This window comes from Parapedobacter tibetensis, from assembly GCF_024704835.1.
GTDB classification, from domain to species: Bacteria; Bacteroidota; Bacteroidia; order Sphingobacteriales; family Sphingobacteriaceae; genus Parapedobacter; species Parapedobacter tibetensis.
The window spans coordinates 166,576-183,930 of sequence record NZ_JAMXBE010000012.1; the positions used below are offsets into that span (position 1 = coordinate 166,576).

Below are 17,355 nucleotides of genomic sequence, written 5' to 3' on the forward strand. Positions count from 1 at the left end.
ATCACAATTAAAAGGTTACGTTTACACCAAAAAGAAAAGCGCGCGATTGCGGATAGGTACCCATATCCATGAGATCAGTCGATTCAGGATCTAGCCCGCTGTAATTGGTCACGGTAAATAAATTCTGTCCAGATACATACAGGTGAAGGTTTTGTACCCCCCAGTTGGCTTTCTTCAGCAGTTCGCCGAAGGAATAGCCAATCTCCACGTTTTTCAGCCGCAGGTAGGAGGCGTCTTCCACATAGATGCTGGAAATGCGGCTGCTGCCATTGTTGCTGAAACTGACGCGGGGTATGCTATTGGTCGATCCTTCGCCGTTCCAGCTACCCAGTACTGCCGTGCTGTGGTTAAAAGGTCGGGTATCATAATCCGTGATCTTTTTGCCATCGTTATACCGGTCTATACCCTGCACGCCCTGGAACATGAACGATAGATCAATGCCTTTATAATTGGCCGAAAAATTCAGCCCGTAGGTGAGGTCAGGTATCGGGCTGCCAATAAATGTCCGATCAAAATCATTGATCATGCCGTCGTTGTTGAGGTCTTTAAAGCGGATGTCGCCCGGTACTTCTACGGCGTTACTAGTGCCAAAAAGGTGTGAACTGACTTCTGACGCATTCTGGTATATGCCTTCCATAACATAGCCATAATAGGCATCGAGGGGATGACCGGGTGTTATGCGGGAAATCGTATTATCAATGACCGGAAGGTTAGGATGCAGTGAACGGACTTCGTTAGTCAACGTGGCCAGGTTGGCATTAATGCTGTACTGGAATCCGCCTGCCGTACTATGCCGGTGCGTAATGCCAAATTCAAAGCCACTGTTGCGCACGTCACCGGCATTTACGGCGGTAGGGCTTACCTGACCAATAAATTGGGGTAAACGGATAGGTAGCAGGATATCTGAGGTGTTTTTAATAAAATAATCAGCCGTAAAGCTCAGACTATTGTTCCATAGCCCAAAATCAATACCGACATTATGCTGTGTTGTGGATTCCCAACGTAAATTGGGATTACCATAACGCGTTCTTTTATATTCCTCTCCGTCTTTGCGGTATAAGGTCACGTAGTCATAGTTTGCCAGCGAGGCCTGGTTGCCCAATTGGCCGGTGCTGAGACGGAGGCGTAGGTCCGATATCCAATCAGCATCTTCCATAAAGGATTCACGGGAAATATTCCAGCCAGCTGACACGGAAGGGAAATACCCCCATTTATTATTCTCACCAAAACGTGAGGAGGCATCGGCTCGGAGGTTGGCGGTGAGCATATAGCGTCCGTCATATACATAAGTGGCTGTACCAAAAAGGGAGAACAACGACCATTCAGATCCTAAACCGCCATTCCATAGATTCAATTCGGAGCCTCCCAGATCTAGATAACGCAGGGCGGGATTTTCATATTCAAACCGCATCCGGGAGGCGTTGATGGAAGATCCGGAGTTATGGATAAATTCGGTTCCGACCAGTGTGCTGAAATTGTGTTTTTCCGCAAAGGTCTTTTCATAAGATAAGGTATTGTTCCAAGTAACGGTAAAATCATCACCCCGGTCTTCATTCAGTGAGTTGGGTCGGTTTTGGCGACCTTGCCCCCGGTCGGGGTCATTTCCCCCACCGTCGTCGTCCCCGAAATTTCTGTAAAAAGCCTTGTTGTGGTTGAAATTGAGGTCAACACCCACATTCGTCCGAAATTTCAATGAGTTGTCGCCAAGTATATCCACTTCGGCAAAAACATTTCCGAACGTCTTGAATTGCTTCTGTGTATTATCGGTAAAATAGGCCAGTGCAATTGGATTCTGAGTGTTTTCATACTTACTGTTCTGGAAGTTTCCCGGTCCAACGTAAAAGGGCAAGTCAGTAAAAGGGTCATCTGTCGTATATGTGGGATCGGAAGCATCCTTGTAAACAGATAGCACGGGCGGCCTTAGCAAAGCGTGTCGGATAATGCCCGGCGCATCTCCACGGGAAGACAGCGGATCACGCTGTTCATGGGAAAACTGTAAGTTGGTTCCCACTTTGATGCGTTTACTGAGCTCGCTGTTTAGGTTCACCCGGAAGTTCAATCGCTGATAACGGTCATTGTCATACACCACGATACCGTCTTGCTTGTAGTATCCTGCGGAAAGCAGGAACTGGGTCTTTTCGTTGCCTCCACTGGCGGTAACCTGCAGGTTTTGTGAATGTCCCGATTCAAAGAGTTCGTCAAGCCAGTCGGTATTGGCAAGGTCGGTGCGGCTCTTATCCGCAGTGTAGGGATTGGTGCCGGTATATCCGGCATTGTTCCAAGCCTCTTCCACCTTATTGAGGTATTGCTGGGTATTGAGCATCGTGGGCAGATTCGTCACCTGTTGTACGCCATTGAAGTAGTTCACGTCAATGGCGGTACGGCCGGCTTTCCCCTTTTTGGTGGTGATCAGTACGACACCGGCCGCAGCGCGGGCACCATACATTGCCGCCGCAGAGGCATCTTTCAGAACGCTTATCGTCTCGATTTCCTGCGGATTGACGAAAGAAAAATTGGTGGAAGGTATCCCATCGATCACGTATAGGGGATTGTTATTGCCGATAGTACCCACCCCACGGATACGTATATCAATGGGGTCGCCTGGGGCGCCCGTGCTCTGCGTAACCTGAACGCCGGCAACCTGCCCCTGCAGTAGCTGGGCTACATCGGGCACCCGGCGCTTTTCGGCATCGTTCATGTTCACACTGCCTACTGCACCCGAAATGGTATTCCTTTTCTGTGACGTATAACCCACCACCACGACCTCATCAAGGTCATTGAATGAAGATTCTAGGATGATGGTTAGCGTGCTCCTACCCGCAAGGGGTATTTCCTGCGTGCTATATCCGATATACGATACGATAAGCGTGGCATCCGTGGAAGCGGAAAGCGAGAAAGCTCCAGCCGCATCGGTACCCGTCTTTTGGGTGCCATTTTTTACTTCTACGGTGGCACCACTTAAGGGGGTGCCATCTGAAGAGGTCACTTTACCCGTGATGGTTTGTTGCGCAACTGCTGCTAAGGCCGTGCTACAGCCCAGTAGTATCCAAAGGAATAAGCTCCCGATGTTGAATACAAGTTTGATTGGCTTCATTGGTTAAAATTTAGTTAAATATAGTTCAACTGGTAGGACAAAGGTATCCCATGACGCACCAACGCTACTGCACTATAGTTACATTTGAATGTACTGGGGTTACAATTTGCGGTTTTATAGGCTCTTAAACTTGCACATATTGCCGGGAACGGTACTCATTTGGTGAACAATGGTATTGCTTCTTGAATTCACGGAAAAAATAGGATTGATTGTTGAATCCCGTGCGGTAGAAGATTTCGGCTACCGTAAGTTGAGTGGTGCTGAGTAGCTTGGTCGCATGTTGCAGGCGGATGTGTCGAATGAATTCAGCCGGGGTCATGCTGCTGATGGTTTTCAGTTTTCGGTAAAGCTGCATTTTGCTTAACGCGAGCGCCTCCTCCAGCATGGAAGCATTGAGCATGGGATTGTCCAACTGCTGTTCGATCACTTGTACCAAGGCCGATAAGAATTGCCCATGCTCTCGATCGATGCTGGCAGGAATACCACCGATATCCGTTTGTTTGAATAGCTGATGTAGGCGTTGCTGCTGTTCAAACAAATTTTTTACCCGTATGCGTAGGTGGCTGCTATGGAAAGGTTTGGCGATATAGGCATCTGCACCTACCTCATACCCTTCCGTGCGTTGCTCCATAGCACCTTTCGCGGATAAGATAATGAAAGGGATATGGCAGGTCGCTGGGGTGTTTTTGACTTTGTTGCATAGCGTCAGGCCATCCATGCCAGGCATCATCACATCACTGATGATGAGGTCTGGGGCTTGTTTCTTGATGAAGGCAACGGCCTCCAATCCATCTCCAGCCTCATAGAGCACGTACTGGTCTTTCAAAATATCACGCAATAAGTATCGGATCCCTGGTTCATCCTCCACAAGCAGGATGGTTTTTTTATGCGCCTCGGTGAGTGTCTCCAGCATGGCGATTTTATTATATTCAGTGGTGGCGAGCGCGGGTTCGCTACTGGTCACTGCCGTCATATTCTGGTACAAAAATGAAGGTCTGCTCTGGTTTCCGCCGTCTGCCGGAAGCTCATTAGGTGCCTGTTGGGCAGGGATGGGAATATCAAACTGGAATGTGATCCACCCTTGGTCTATGCTGGCACTGATATTTCCACCAAGCAGATTGACCAACTGTTTGGTAAAGGCTAAACCGATTCCCGTGCTGAATCGGTCGGCATTGGTCTTGTTGCCGGTTTGGAATTTAGTGAACATCCGTTCCAGTTCATCATTCCCCAATTCGCAGCCCGAATTGGCAACGGTGAGTTGCAGCAGCTGTTGATCGGCGTCAAACCGTACGCCCATCATGATATGTTCATGCTTGCCGGAATGCTTAAACGCATTGGAAAGGAGGTTAAATAGGATTTTCTCGAGTTTGTCGCGGTCGGTCGTGACCGTGAGGCCATCGGGGATCTGCCGTTCAAATGTGATGCCGAGCTGCTCGCTCAAAGGCACGAACAATTCGGTGAGGTTACCCAGCAGGGCTGAAACGTCTATGGTGTTGTAGTGTGCTTGCAGGTGGCCAGCTTCTGCCTTGCGAAATTCGAGGAGCTGTTGGACAAGGTAGGTGAGCCGAGATGCCTGTTGGTATAAGATGGATAGTAGATCCGAACGTTTTTTCGCTGGGCCTTGCTCTTGATCATGGTGTTGGAAGCGTTCAGCTGATCCCATAATGAGGGTAAGCGGTGTTTGCAGTTCGTGTGCGATGTTGGTGAAAAAGTTGAGCCGCTCTTGATGCAAGGCTTCATCTTTTTCCCTGAGTTTCTGTTCAAGCTTTAGGTGATGCCTGATCTCCAATTTATTTTTGCGGTTTTTGTAGAATAGGTAGCCACCAGCGAATAACAGTAATGCATAACCGAGGAAAGCAGGCCAGGTCATCCAGAAATAGGGTTTTACGTGAAGGTGGAAAGCCACTTGCTCGGTGGTCCACACACCTTCTCCATTTGACCATTTGACGAGTAGTGTGTAGTTGCCCGGAGGGATATTGCTGTAGGATATTTTTCCATTTGTGCCAGCATAATGCCATATTTTGTCGTGGCCTGCCAATTGCCAAGTGTACTCGCATTTTTCCGCCCGCATGAAACTCAAAGCACGCAGTTCCAGTTCAAAAAAGTTGTCATTGCGGTGCACGGCGTAGTTTTCGGGGGTTCCACGGTCCGCTCGCAGCACGAGATATCCGTCGGGATTCAGGGGCTTGCCGGCAAACTGGAGGCCGGCCAACACCAGGTTGGGTTGGCGTGTATTTTCACGGATATCTTGTGGAAGGAAATAATTGAGACCATAAATCCCCCCAAAATAAAGATAACCCTGCGAGTCTTTCCATATGGCCCCATCACTGAATTCATTGCTCTGCAATCCGTCTGTTTCCTGATAATGGGCAATGCTGATATCTGCGGGGTTGATCTTTGCCAACCCCTTGTTGGTACTCACCCAAATATAACCCATATCATCTTCACTGATGGCATGTATAGTATTGTTGGGCAGCCCATTGGAAGTAGTAAGGCTTTTGAATTGGGGTCGTATATGCCGGGTTTCTTCCAGCGAAATCCAGTTGAGGCCATAACTCGTGCCTACCCATAGTCGGTTTTTGCTGTCTTTATATAAGGATAACACATCATTGTTGGATAGGCTACCTTCATAGGTAAATGCTTTGAATGTCTTTATTTCCCCACTTTTCCGATTGAGCAGGCTGAGTCCGCCATATCGACAAGCTATCCAGAGATCGTTGCCGTCACCCGGGCAAATGGCGTAAATGATATCATTGGCCAATCCACCTTCCTCACCGGAATAATTGTACTGTTGGATGAACGTCACTTGGGGGCGCCCGGAGGAGAGGCGTGAAAAGCGTAGGTGGAGCAATCCAAAGCCACTCGTACCCAACCAGATGGAACCATCAGGGTCTTCCCTGACGGCATATACCGAACCAAAGTCGGGGCATTGCGCATGGCCCGGCAGATCTGCCCAGTTGAGAAACTGACTCGTACGCTGGTCATAAAGGCTCAGTCCTTTGCCATCCGTGCCGATATACACCAGTTCATTGCTGCCTTGGCGAATGGTATACACCGAATTATTGCTCAGTTCTCCGTTGGCAGTGAGGTGTTTCCATGCGGGGGTTTTTGGATAATCGTGATCGAAATCGGGGACGGAGGAAATGCCTCCGCCCTTGGTGCCGACCCATAGTGAGCCATCTATTTCGCAAATTGCCCGGACTGGTTTGTTTACCCCTACATAAGCAGGGGAAAGGCTGGCAAAGGGAATCGTTTGTGGAGCGATTTTCAGGATCCCATTTCCATCTGTCGCAGCCCATAGTAACTGTTCGTTGCCAACTGACCAAGCAGTGACTTTCATGGTCTCCAGCGGTTCCAGATTGGCTGAGATCGATGCCTGCGGACCGAAATTGGCATTATAAACCAAATATCCTTGGCCAACCATCGCAACATAGTAATGCTGATTATACCAAGTCATCGCTTTAATGCCATATCCTGTAGATGCGACCGACTTGGGTTTCATCAGGTTCGCCCCTACCTGATACAGGGTCCCATCCGATGTGCTGAAAAAGAATTGGCCATTGACAAAAAACAAATCTGATATAGACCGGTCTTGCCCATTGTAAACATACACCGGCTTAAACTGTCGGTCAGACGTATGCTCGAAGGCATGGATCATACCTCGTCCGGATAAGACCCATAGCCGGTTGTGTGCATCAAATAGGATTTTATGGATACGCTCTTGCACACCGGTTAAGCTAAGGGAAGCAAAGGTGTCTGCTTGCGCGTCGTAACAGGCTAAACCATGGGCAGCGGTACGGGCAAAGACCATGCCGCCGGTATCGACGGCAACTTCAAACTCTTGCTCACGAATACGATGCTGTTTGCTTCGCGTGTAAAAATAATGATGGAAACCCCCTGTCTTTTTGCTGTACCGTGAAATGCCCTCCATGGTACTGATCCAGATGTTTTTGCGTTGGTCTTCTACGATATGCTGGATGATGTTGCTTCCGATACTTCCTTGGTCTCCATTGTTGTGGTCGTTATAATTGAAAACATGGAAGCCCTTCCCGTCATAGCGGTTAAGGCCATCCCATGTACCTACCCAAAGCATATCGTCTGAATCCTGAAAAACACAATTGACAGCACTGTTCGACAATCCATTACGGTTGTCTAATTGTTGTAAAATGTATGCTTCCTTTTGTGTATAGGCAGTGATTGGCGATACCAACAATAAAAGTAAACCGGCAACGAAACAACGGCAATCGGTTGTCATAACTTAGAAGCCTTTAGCCAAATATTTTACTAAAATATGAAGTTTATGGCTATAAAACAATTTCTGCCTACGGCTATGACTTTCCTACGTGCTCAATGGTGCACCTTCTATGCCTTATCAATACCTAACAACCGTCTATTGCTATCTTCATCTGCCTGCGCCCCGGCAAAATCGTCGAAGGTCTTTTCGGTGACGCGAATGATATGATCCTTGATGAATACAGCACCTTCCCGTGCTCCGTCTTCTGGATGCTTAATGGCACACTCCCATTCCATCACGGCCCAACCTTTGAAGTCATAGGCGGTCAATTTGCTGAATATGGCCTTAAAGTCTACCTGCCCATCGCCCAGCGAGCGGAAACGGCCGGCGCGGTCTACCCAACCTTGGTAGCCACCGTAGACCCCCTGCTTACCCGTAGGGTTAAACTCTGCATCCTTCACATGGAACATCTTGATACGCTCGTGATAATGGTCGATATAAGCCAAATAATCTAGCGACTGCAATACAAAATGAGAAGGGTCATATAGCAAACATGCCCTAGGGTGGTTGTTTGCCTTTTCCAAGAAACGCTCGTAGCTCACCCCATCATGTAAATCTTCACCGGGATGGATTTCATAACATACATCCACTCCATACTCATCAAATGTATTCAGGATGGGAAGCCACCGGTCGGCCAGCTCAGCAAAACCGGTATCTACAATTCCCTGCGGGCGTTGGGGCCAAGGATATACCATTGGCCAAAGCAATGCCCCACTAAAAGTGGCATGTGCGGTTAGTCCCAGGTTATGGGAGGCCTTGGCGGCATATTTCAGCTGTTGCACGGCCCAAGCGGTACGTGCCTTGGGATTATTATGGTACTCCGGTGGAGCAAAACTATCAAATAGTTGATCATAAGCAGGGTGCACGGCAACCAATTGCCCCTGAAGGTGGGTAGACAATTCCGTGATTTCCAACCCCATCTCATTCACCATCCCTTTAATTTCATCTGCATAAGTCTTGCTTTCCGCGGCTTTTTGCAGGTCGAAATAATCGGTTGCCCATGTTGGGATTTGTACTCCCTTAAACCCTAATTCCTTTGCCCATTGGCAAATGGATTGGAGGGTGTTAAATGGTGGATGTTCTCCTAAAAACTGCGCTAAAAAAATACCTGGCCCTTTGATTGTCTGCATAATTTCTAAATAAATTTGGTGAACTATAAAATACCTATTGACTGGTCTTTTTATTTTCTCAACGTCTCCAGCATGCTATCGTCGGCATTTCACCGCGCGCTAACGTTCCACAAAAATATCATTTATGTCAAAAAATGCATTAAATACCTCAATTATTTTACTTATTCCATTACCTTTAGCACCATTCCGCCATGCGGATTTATGTGGTTTGGATGTGTTAAAAATCGTTAAATCTATGCCGCATTGCCATCAAATATGTACATTAGCCTTCTAATATAAGCAGGTTGATATCGTGTTGCATGGAAAAAAATAATGGTTAGGGTTTTTATATTGGCTATAGTTATCCTTACGTCCCTGTTTGCTGCGTGTCATTCGGGGAAACCACATCCGGTGGCACGGTCATATGATGCATTCCTCTACCCTGAGGATTTGCAGGGAGTAGTGCCTATTGGTATAACGGGAGATGACAGTACGCAGCTTGCGCAAGCCTATATCGAACAATGGTTGCGTCAACAGGCATTGCTTTATCATGCGCAACGAAACATTAACATCAATACGGAACGTCTCGATAGGCAGGTGGAGGAATATAAAAATGGGCTTATCGTATATGAATACGAGCAGGCATTGGTAAGTCAAAAATTGGATACGGTGGTTACCGATGAAGAAATTGGTGAATATTACGGTACGCGAAAGGAGTTATTTTTGCTCAAACAACCCATTCTCAAGGTTTCTTATATCAAACTGCGGCCGGATGCGCCTGAATTGGACCGGGTGCAGCGATGGTTTCTTTCGACTGATTTCAAGGACCAGGATTTGCTTGAAAAATATTGCTCCATGTATTCTCCTCAGTATGTACTGTATGACACTTCATGGCATTACGTGAATGAATTGGTGAATAAAATCCCACTTTCCCGTATCGGAGAAGACAATTATGGCCAAACTGGACGAATTTTCGAAATAATTGAAAATAATGAATTATATCTGATAATTTTGCACGATTCAAAATTCAGGGATACCCGTTCACCTTTGTCTTTGGTGCATGACAACATCCGTAACCTGATTTTGAATAAACGCAAAATTGATTTAATCGCCCAAATGCAAAAGAGCATTGTAGACGATGCCCGCAAAAAAAACAACATAGAAATATATAACTAATGAGTAAACATAGCTGCATTCTTCTGGTTTTGGCAATTCTAAGTGCCTCCAAAATTGTTACGGCACAGTCCAAGGTCATCGATAAAGTGGCGGCAGTGGTGGGGTCAAATATCATCCTGCAGTCTGAAATCGAAATGCAATATGCCCAGTACCTGGCCCAAGGCAACAAAGCCAGTTCGGATTTCAAATGCTACATCCTGCAACAACAACTCACGCAAAAGCTATTGGCGCAGCAAGCCGCCATTGATTCCATTGAAGTGGGTGAGGGTGAAGTTGACGACAACATCAACTCACGCCTGCGATACATGTCTAGCCAAGCAGGAGGGCAAGAGCGGCTCGAACGTTTCTTAAACCGCTCATTGCTTCAGTATAAGGAGGAAATGCGGCCGAGTATCTATGAGCAATTGAAGGCCAACAAAATGCAGCAAAATATCGTGTCTGGTATTGATGTTACCCCATTGGAAGTGAAACGATATTTCGGGTCGTTGGAAAACGATAGCCTACCCTATTTCAACACGGAAGTGGAGGTAGGTGAATTGGTGGTTTATCCCAAACTAACCCGAGAGGAAAAGCAGCAGTTCCGCGACCGTGCCGAAGACCTGCGTAGGCAAGTTGCTGAGGGCGCGGATTTTGCCACCATTGCACGATTGTATTCCCAAGACCCAGGTTCGTCACCTTATGGCGGCGATTTGGGCTTCAATACCCGTGAAGGCTTTGTGAAGGAGTTTTCGGCTGTGGCCTTCCGGCTCAAGCCCGGTGAACTCTCACCGGTATTTGAGTCTGAGCACGGATTCCATTTCTTGGAAGTGCTGGAGCGCCGGGGCGAAGAGGTACGAACACGGCATGTTTTGATACAGACCAAACCTACTTCCGCCAGTTTGCAACGCTCAAAAACCCATATAGATAGCATACATAGCCAAGTGATATCGAAGAAACTTGACTTTTATACGGCAGCGACCATGTACTCCGACAATAAGGAAACCAAATACAATGGTGGCATGCTCCTCAATATGGAAAACCAACAGAACCGTACCACATTGATACCTACCGACAAGCTTGATGCGTCCGTCTTCACGGCCATTGACACCTTACAGCCCGGCCAATATTCGCGTCCTGCCCAATTCACCGACCAAATGGGCAAAACGGGATATCGATTCACTTATCTCAAATCGCGCACACCTCCTCACCAAGCCAATCTTAATCAAGATTACGCCAAAATCAAGGAGGCCGCTTTGGACGATAAAATCAATCGGAAACTGAGTGAATGGTTCGAAGGCAGACGGAAGGTAACGTACATCAACATCAATGAAGAATATCATGATTGTGATGACCTTAAGATATGGCTGAAAGATGCGGAAAAAATTGAACCCGTAGCTGCACAGGAATAATGATGTCCTTTGCTTTTGGACGCTAGGCTACACGCTTATCGCTTACTGCACTAAAGCCTTATTGCTCAAACAGCATCTCAATAATTACCCGCCATTGAAAGTCGGGTTGCAGCTGCCAAATTCTAACGTAGTTGCATTTGAGGTGATCACTCCCGGTAGCTACCGTAGCCGTTCCATACGAATAGGCCAATTCCCCGCTAGCGGAGCGGCTTGCCACAAGTGATTCCGCTTGGATAGCCAAATCCTGTTTCTTAACAAATTTAAGGATATTACTTTTACCTATGATCGGTATATTCCAAGGGAAATATAAACGCGCATCGTCTGCCAAAAATTCCTCGTAAGCAACAGCAGCGTTGGACTTCAATACGGCAGAAAGCAATTGGTCATTACTCGTCACGATTTCCTTCCGTTGTTGTATTCGTTCTTTCGTCCTGAATCTGGTGTAGTCCTTGTCATCGGGCTCAATATATTGAAGTTCCGGCTCCTCCTTTCCACCGTGATGCTCGATTTGCGCCCGTAGGTCAATCTTCCAGTTGCCCTTACGATCGCGCCGCCAAACCGTCAGATACTCTCCATATCGCTTTATTGCTCCCACACGCTGAAACGAGAGCGACCCCGCCGTTACGCCAAATTCCATGCTTTTTGCGACCGCCGCAAAAGCAGGCTTCCATGTCAATACATCCGGAATGTTAGGGCGGTTATTCAGGTATTCCAGCGCGTTTACGGGTGAAGGGGTAAAGAAAGTCGAACTACGATCTACCACAGACAACAATGCCGTGTGCGGCCCTTCGTTAGCCGACAACCGTGCTGCGCTCCGGTCCGCCGACAACAGGCTTCCTACTTTACCCAGTACCTGCGCAAAAGTTTGGATTGAGAACGTGAGTAAACAAACAACTATACCACACCGAACAATATGTATCATTGACTATGAATTGATAACTGATTTTTAACAAGCACCTCCAACCAATCAAATCTTATTCCAAAGTGTGCCTTCCTTGCTATCTTTAAGCTGAATGCCCATGGAACTGAGCCCTTCCCTTATGCGATCTGATGTCGTGTAGTCCTTGTTTTGTTTGGCTTCATTCCTTAATGCGATGATCACCGTCATCAATTTTTCGAAATCCGCAGCCCCCGTATTGTCATCGATAAGACCAAGTACATCATGAACAAAATGCTGCATCAATGTATTCAATTCGGCAAAGGATGATTCATCGAGCATGAGTTTGCCATCGTATACACTGTTGATGATGCGTACTGCCTCAAACAATTCGGCAATCAACACCGGACTATTAAAATCGTCGTTCATGGCTGCATAGCAACGCTGCTTCAGTTCGCCAATGTTGACTGCTGATTTCTTCGTATTTATCTTTAATTTGGGCAATAAAGCTATTGCATTCATTAACCTTTTATACCCTCTATCAGCGGCATCAAGTGCTTCATTGGAAAAATCAAGGGTGCTCCTATAGTGCGCCTGCAACATAAAAAATCGGACAGCCATGGGCGAATAGCCGCGGTTCAGCAACTGATGACTACCACTGAAAAGTTCGTATGGCAGGAAACCGTTTCCAGCCGATTTGGACATCCGCGTGCCGTTTACCGTAAGCATGTTTGTATGCATCCAATATTTGGCCGGATTGGTATGGTTACAAGCCTGCGATTGGGCTATTTCATTGGTATGGTGTGTAGCAGCCAAATCCATTCCACCACCATGGATATCAAACTCCTCGCCAAGGTATTTGCTACTCATTGCCGAACATTCGATGTGCCAACCCGGGAAACCTATACCCCAGGGCGAAGGCCAACGCATGATATGCTCTGGCTTGGCTTTAATCCATAGTGCAAAATCAAGCCTGCCCCGCTTATCATCCTGCCCATTCAGTTCGCGGGTATTGTCTAGCAAATCATCCAATTTTCGGTTGGTCAGTATGGTATAATCATGCTTTTTCACATAGTTCTCTACATCGAAATACACCGTCCCATTCACTTCGTAGGCATATCCATTTTCGATGATCTGTTTTACCATCTCGATCTGGTCAGAAATATGGCCTGTGGCTGTGGGTTCGATACTTGGTGGTAAGGTGTTGAAAAGCCGTAAGACTTCATGGAATCCCAAGGTATATTTCTGCACAATTTCCATGGGTTCCAATTGTTCCAGCTTCGCTTTTTTTGCGAATTTATCATCGCCTTCATCATTGTCGCCCTCTAAGTGCCCTGCGTCGGTGATGTTGCGCACATAACGCACTTGGTAACCCAAATGAAGTAGGTAGCGGAAAATCAAGTCAAAGGATACAAATGTACGGCAATTGCCCAAATGTACATCGCTATATACGGTAGGTCCACAGACATACAACCCTACAAAGGGTGGGTTCAGCGGCTCGAATTTTTCCTTCCTTCTCGTTAATGTGTTGTATAATACCAACTGATTATCCATGCGGGCGAAAATACAAATTTAAAATGGTTGGTGACAACACCAAGCGTGTGTTACTTTTGTCGGAAATACACCTGTATGGGAACCCCTTCAAAATCGAAATTTTCCCGGAGTTTATTTTCCACGAAACGGGCATAAGGTTCTTTAATATATTGTGGCAAATTGCAGAAAAAGGCAAACATCGGGGATTTGCCCATTATTTGTGTGACATACTTGATTTTGATGTACTTTCCTTTGGTAGACGGTGGCGGGAAACTTTCGATGATGGGCAGCATGATGTCATTCAATTTCGACGTCGGCACCTTTTTCACTTTGTTTTCATACACTTTTGAGGCTGCTTCAATGGCCTTGAAGATTCGTTGCTTTTCGGTTACAGAGGTAAAAATAATGGGCACATCCGTGAACGGTGAAATTTTCTCGCGGATAAGCTCCTCGAAAACTTTGGTGGTTTTGTGGTTTTTCTCGATAAGGTCCCATTTATTTACCAATATAACCACCCCTTTCCGGTTTTTCTCCGCTAAGTGGAAAATATTGATATCCTGTGCCTCTATTCCTTCAGTGGCATCGAGCATCAGGATGACCACGTCCGATTCTTCCAAGGCCTTGATGGTGCGCATCACGGAGTAGAACTCAATGTTTTCACGCACCTTGGCCTTGCGGCGCATTCCGGCCGTATCAATCAAGATGAAATCATGCCCAAATTGATTATAGTGTATCCGGATGGAATCCCTTGTGGTGCCGGCTACTGGCGTCACAATGTTGCGTTCTTCACCTACAAGGGCATTGAGCAGGGAAGATTTGCCCACATTGGGCCTTCCCAGGATGGCGTATCTCGGGCGTTCGTCGACCTCCTCCTCATCTTCTTCGAAATGCTTCACCACTTCGTCCAGCAGTTCGCCGGTACCAGAGCCCGTAATGGATGACAAAGGATAGATTTCGCCCAGCCCGAAACTATAGAAGATACTGGCTTCCTGCTGTAAGAGCGGGTGGTCGACTTTGTTTACCACGACAAAAACCGGCTTCTTACTGCGCCGTAGCAAATCGGCAATCGCATCGTCCAAATCGGTAATGCCCGTGGTCACATCGACCATGAATAGGATAACGGAAGCTTCCTCGATGGCAATCAATACCTGCTCACGGATGGCTGCTTCAAACACATCGTCAGATCCATGCACATACCCTCCAGTATCCACCACCGTAAAATTCTTTCCTATCCATTCGCCCTGTCCGTAGTGCCTGTCGCGGGTCACGCCACTGTAATTGTCTACAATGGCTCTCCGGCTCTCCGTCAGCCGGTTATAGAGGGTAGATTTCCCGACGTTTGGCCTTCCTACTATTGCGATGATGTTTGCCATATTGAATTTTGTGCTATTGTGCCTAGCAACGAGAACCGTGGCCCTGTCGCCAATGAAGGTTGCAAAAATGCAAAGGTAAGGATAAGGAATGGTAAAAACCTATATCCCCTTCAAATGCTTAAGAATATCTTCGAGATAAGCCCTATCGTTGGCTAGCCTTGGCACCTTGTTCTGTCCGCCGAGCTTTCCACGTGCTTTCATCCAACGGTAAAATGTGCCCTGGGGTGCGTTGTGAATACTAGGAAACCGTAAGGCCATGTCGTTAAACCGCTTCCCATCATAATCTGAATTGATTTCACGCAAGGTATTATCCAACACCTTGCAGAATTTATCAAAATCATTCGGTTGTTCTTCAAATTCGATGATCCACTCATGCGCACCTGCTTCGCAGTTCTTGAAATAAACCGGTCCAGCCGTATAGTCGCGGATGGTGGCTTGCGTTTCCGCGCAAGCCCGTTTCAGTGCATCGTCCGCATTATCCACAATTACCTCCTCCCCGAAGGTGTTGATAAACTGTTTGGTGCGTCCCGTAATTTGTATACGGTAAGGATGCAGGGTGACAAACTTGATCGTATCACCAACCATATAACGCCATAAACCTGCATTGGTGGAGATAATCAAGGCGTAGTTCTTGCCCAGTTCCACCTGATGGAGGCCCAATGTTTTGGGATGCTCATCAAGTAGATTTTCCATGGGCAAAAATTCATAGTATATCCCGTAATCCAGCATTAGCAGCAAACTATCTGAATCCGACTGGTCCTGTAGCGCGAAATAACCTTCCGATGCATTGTAGTTTTCGAGGTAATACATGGCATCGGAAGGGATAAGTCTCTTGAATTGCTCAAGATAGGGCTTAAAGCTCACACCGCCATGGCTATAGAACTCCAGATTTGGCCATACCTCCAATAGGTTGTCCTTACCCGTCTTTTCCAGTATACGCTTGGCCAATACCACATTCCAGGTAGGCACCCCAGCAAGGTTAGTGACATTTTCCTTGATGGTGATTTCTGCTACATGCTCGATTTTTTCCTCAAAGTTGGGATTCAAAACAACGTCCAAGTTGGGGGTGCGATGAAATTCGGCCCAAAATGGTAGGTTACGCAAGATGATGGATGAAAGATCCCCATAATACGAATCCGAATGGAAATTATTTATTTGGGAGCTCCCTCCCAACACAACGGATTTCCCGGTCAGGATTTTCGTATTGGGCCGGTTGTGGCAATATACGGAAAGCATGTCTTTGCCTCCTTGATAGTGGCAGTCTTCAAGTGCTTCCTCGCTCACTGGAATAAATTTGCTGCGGTCGGCCGTGGTACCGGATGATTTGGCAAACCATTTAATATCCGACGGCCATAAAATATTTTGTTCTCCATGAATCATCCGGTCTATATAAGGCTTGAGGCTATCATAGTCCTGTATAGGCACACGTTCTTTGTAGGTCTCTGGTGTCAGGATGGAGTTATATTCATATTTTCTGCCCCACTCAGTAGCTTCAGCCGTAGACAGCAAGCTCTGGAACCATTCTTCCTGCACCTCATGCGGATATTTCATAAAAAGCTCAATCTGATGAATGCGCTTTTTCATGATCCACGTAAAAATTGAATTGATAAGGGCCATTGATGGTCGGTGGTTAGTTAGTTGTAGATTTACGATTTTAGATTTTAGATTTTAGATTGCTAAGCAGTTGTCCAATTTTTGGGGAGTACTATACTAGAGTGGCCGGATAAATCTAAAATCGTAAATCTAAAATCGTAAATCAATCATAATCTTTTTCTTCGTAACTCAAAATTCCGGCCAAGATAAAACTTACGCGCCATTTCGTTTACAGAAATTTCTTCAGGTGTTCCCGTAAGCATGATTTTACCTTCCGTAAGCAGGTATGCCCGGTCTGTGATAGACAGTGTTTCCTGCACATTGTGATCAGTAATCAAGATTCCGATATTGCGGTGCTTGAGCTTGGAGACGATGGTCTGTATCTCTTCTACCGCGATGGGATCTACCCCAGCAAATGGTTCGTCCAACAGAATGAAGTTTGGATTAGCGGCCAACGCCCGCGCAATCTCTGTGCGACGGCGTTCGCCTCCGGACAGCAAGTCGCCCCGGTTGGTGCGTACACGGTTCAAACCGAATTCTGCCAATAGTTCCTCCAGCTTTTCCTTTCGCTCAGCTTTGTCCTTATAATGGATTTCCAATACCGCCATGATGTTATTTTCTACAGACAGTTTTCGGAATACGGAGGCCTCCTGGGCTAGATAACCAATGCCCTTTTGTGCCCTTCGGTACATCGGATCTTCGGTAATCTCTTGGCCATCCAGGTATACGTGGCCCATATTGGGTTTAATGAGCCCTACAATCATGTAAAAGGAAGTGGTCTTCCCCGCACCGTTTGGCCCCAATAATCCCACGATCTCCCCTTGCGACACTTCGAATGACACATCATTCACCACGGTGCGTTGCCTGTATTTCTTGATGAGGTTTTCTGCTTTTAAAATCATAGTGATTTTAGATGTA

Annotated in this window: 10 protein-coding genes; 2 read left to right on the forward strand and 8 right to left on the reverse strand. The window is 46.8% G+C overall.

Going from position 1 to position 17,355, the window contains the following annotated elements; translation table 11 throughout:
* Nucleotides 1-7: 7 nt before the first annotated feature.
* The 3 genes from NF543_RS18365 to NF543_RS18375 all read right to left on the reverse strand — a co-directional run bounded on the left by NF543_RS18365 (nt 8) and on the right by NF543_RS18375 (nt 8,518).
* Nucleotides 8-3,094 (reverse strand): SusC/RagA family TonB-linked outer membrane protein, encoded by a 3,087-nt coding sequence (locus tag NF543_RS18365; RefSeq protein ID WP_257669641.1) that lies wholly within the window; start codon nt 3,092-3,094, stop codon nt 8-10.
* Between the two features lie 124 nt (nt 3,095-3,218).
* Complete coding sequence (locus NF543_RS18370; protein ID WP_257669642.1) at nt 3,219-7,349, reverse strand: two-component regulator propeller domain-containing protein; 4,131 nt, start codon at nt 7,347-7,349, stop codon at nt 3,219-3,221.
* A 107-nt stretch (nt 7,350-7,456) separates the two neighbouring features.
* The gene (locus NF543_RS18375; RefSeq protein ID WP_257669643.1) at nt 7,457-8,518 is read right to left on the reverse strand and encodes a sugar phosphate isomerase/epimerase family protein; all 1,062 of its coding nucleotides are present in this window, start codon (nt 8,516-8,518) and stop codon (nt 7,457-7,459) included.
* A gap of 390 nt (nt 8,519-8,908) precedes the next feature.
* Between NF543_RS18375 and NF543_RS18380 the strand changes: the two genes are divergently transcribed.
* On the forward strand, nt 8,909-9,673 hold the full coding sequence (locus NF543_RS18380; RefSeq protein ID WP_257957528.1) for a hypothetical protein: 765 nt from the start codon (nt 8,909-8,911) through the stop codon (nt 9,671-9,673).
* Complete coding sequence (locus tag NF543_RS18385; protein ID WP_257669645.1) at nt 9,673-11,061, forward strand: peptidylprolyl isomerase; 1,389 nt, start codon at nt 9,673-9,675, stop codon at nt 11,059-11,061. Before NF543_RS18380 ends, NF543_RS18385 begins: the two co-directional genes overlap by 1 nt.
* 58 nt (nt 11,062-11,119) lie before the next feature.
* On the opposite strand, the gene NF543_RS18390 is transcribed toward NF543_RS18385, so the two are convergent.
* The 5 genes from NF543_RS18390 to lptB all read right to left on the reverse strand — a co-directional run bounded on the left by NF543_RS18390 (nt 11,120) and on the right by lptB (nt 17,339).
* A complete protein-coding gene (locus NF543_RS18390) occupies nt 11,120-11,983 on the reverse strand; it encodes a Cif family virulence factor (protein ID WP_257669646.1) in 864 nt (287 codons plus the stop codon).
* Nucleotides 11,984-12,028: 45 nt separating this feature from the next.
* On the reverse strand, nt 12,029-13,492 hold the full coding sequence (gene cysS, locus NF543_RS18395) for a cysteine--tRNA ligase (RefSeq protein WP_257669647.1): 1,464 nt from the start codon (nt 13,490-13,492) through the stop codon (nt 12,029-12,031).
* A 50-nt stretch (nt 13,493-13,542) separates the two neighbouring features.
* Nucleotides 13,543-14,844 carry a ribosome biogenesis GTPase Der gene (gene der, locus NF543_RS18400; protein ID WP_257669648.1) on the reverse strand — a complete coding sequence of 434 codons (1,302 nt, stop codon included), beginning with the start codon at nt 14,842-14,844 and terminating at the stop codon, nt 13,543-13,545.
* A 99-nt stretch (nt 14,845-14,943) separates the two neighbouring features.
* Nucleotides 14,944-16,461 (reverse strand): GH3 auxin-responsive promoter family protein, encoded by a 1,518-nt coding sequence (locus NF543_RS18405; protein WP_257669649.1) that lies wholly within the window; start codon nt 16,459-16,461, stop codon nt 14,944-14,946.
* A 143-nt stretch (nt 16,462-16,604) separates the two neighbouring features.
* On the reverse strand, nt 16,605-17,339 hold the full coding sequence (gene lptB, locus NF543_RS18410; RefSeq protein ID WP_257669650.1) for an LPS export ABC transporter ATP-binding protein: 735 nt from the start codon (nt 17,337-17,339) through the stop codon (nt 16,605-16,607).
* Between the last annotated feature and the right edge of the window lie 16 nt (nt 17,340-17,355).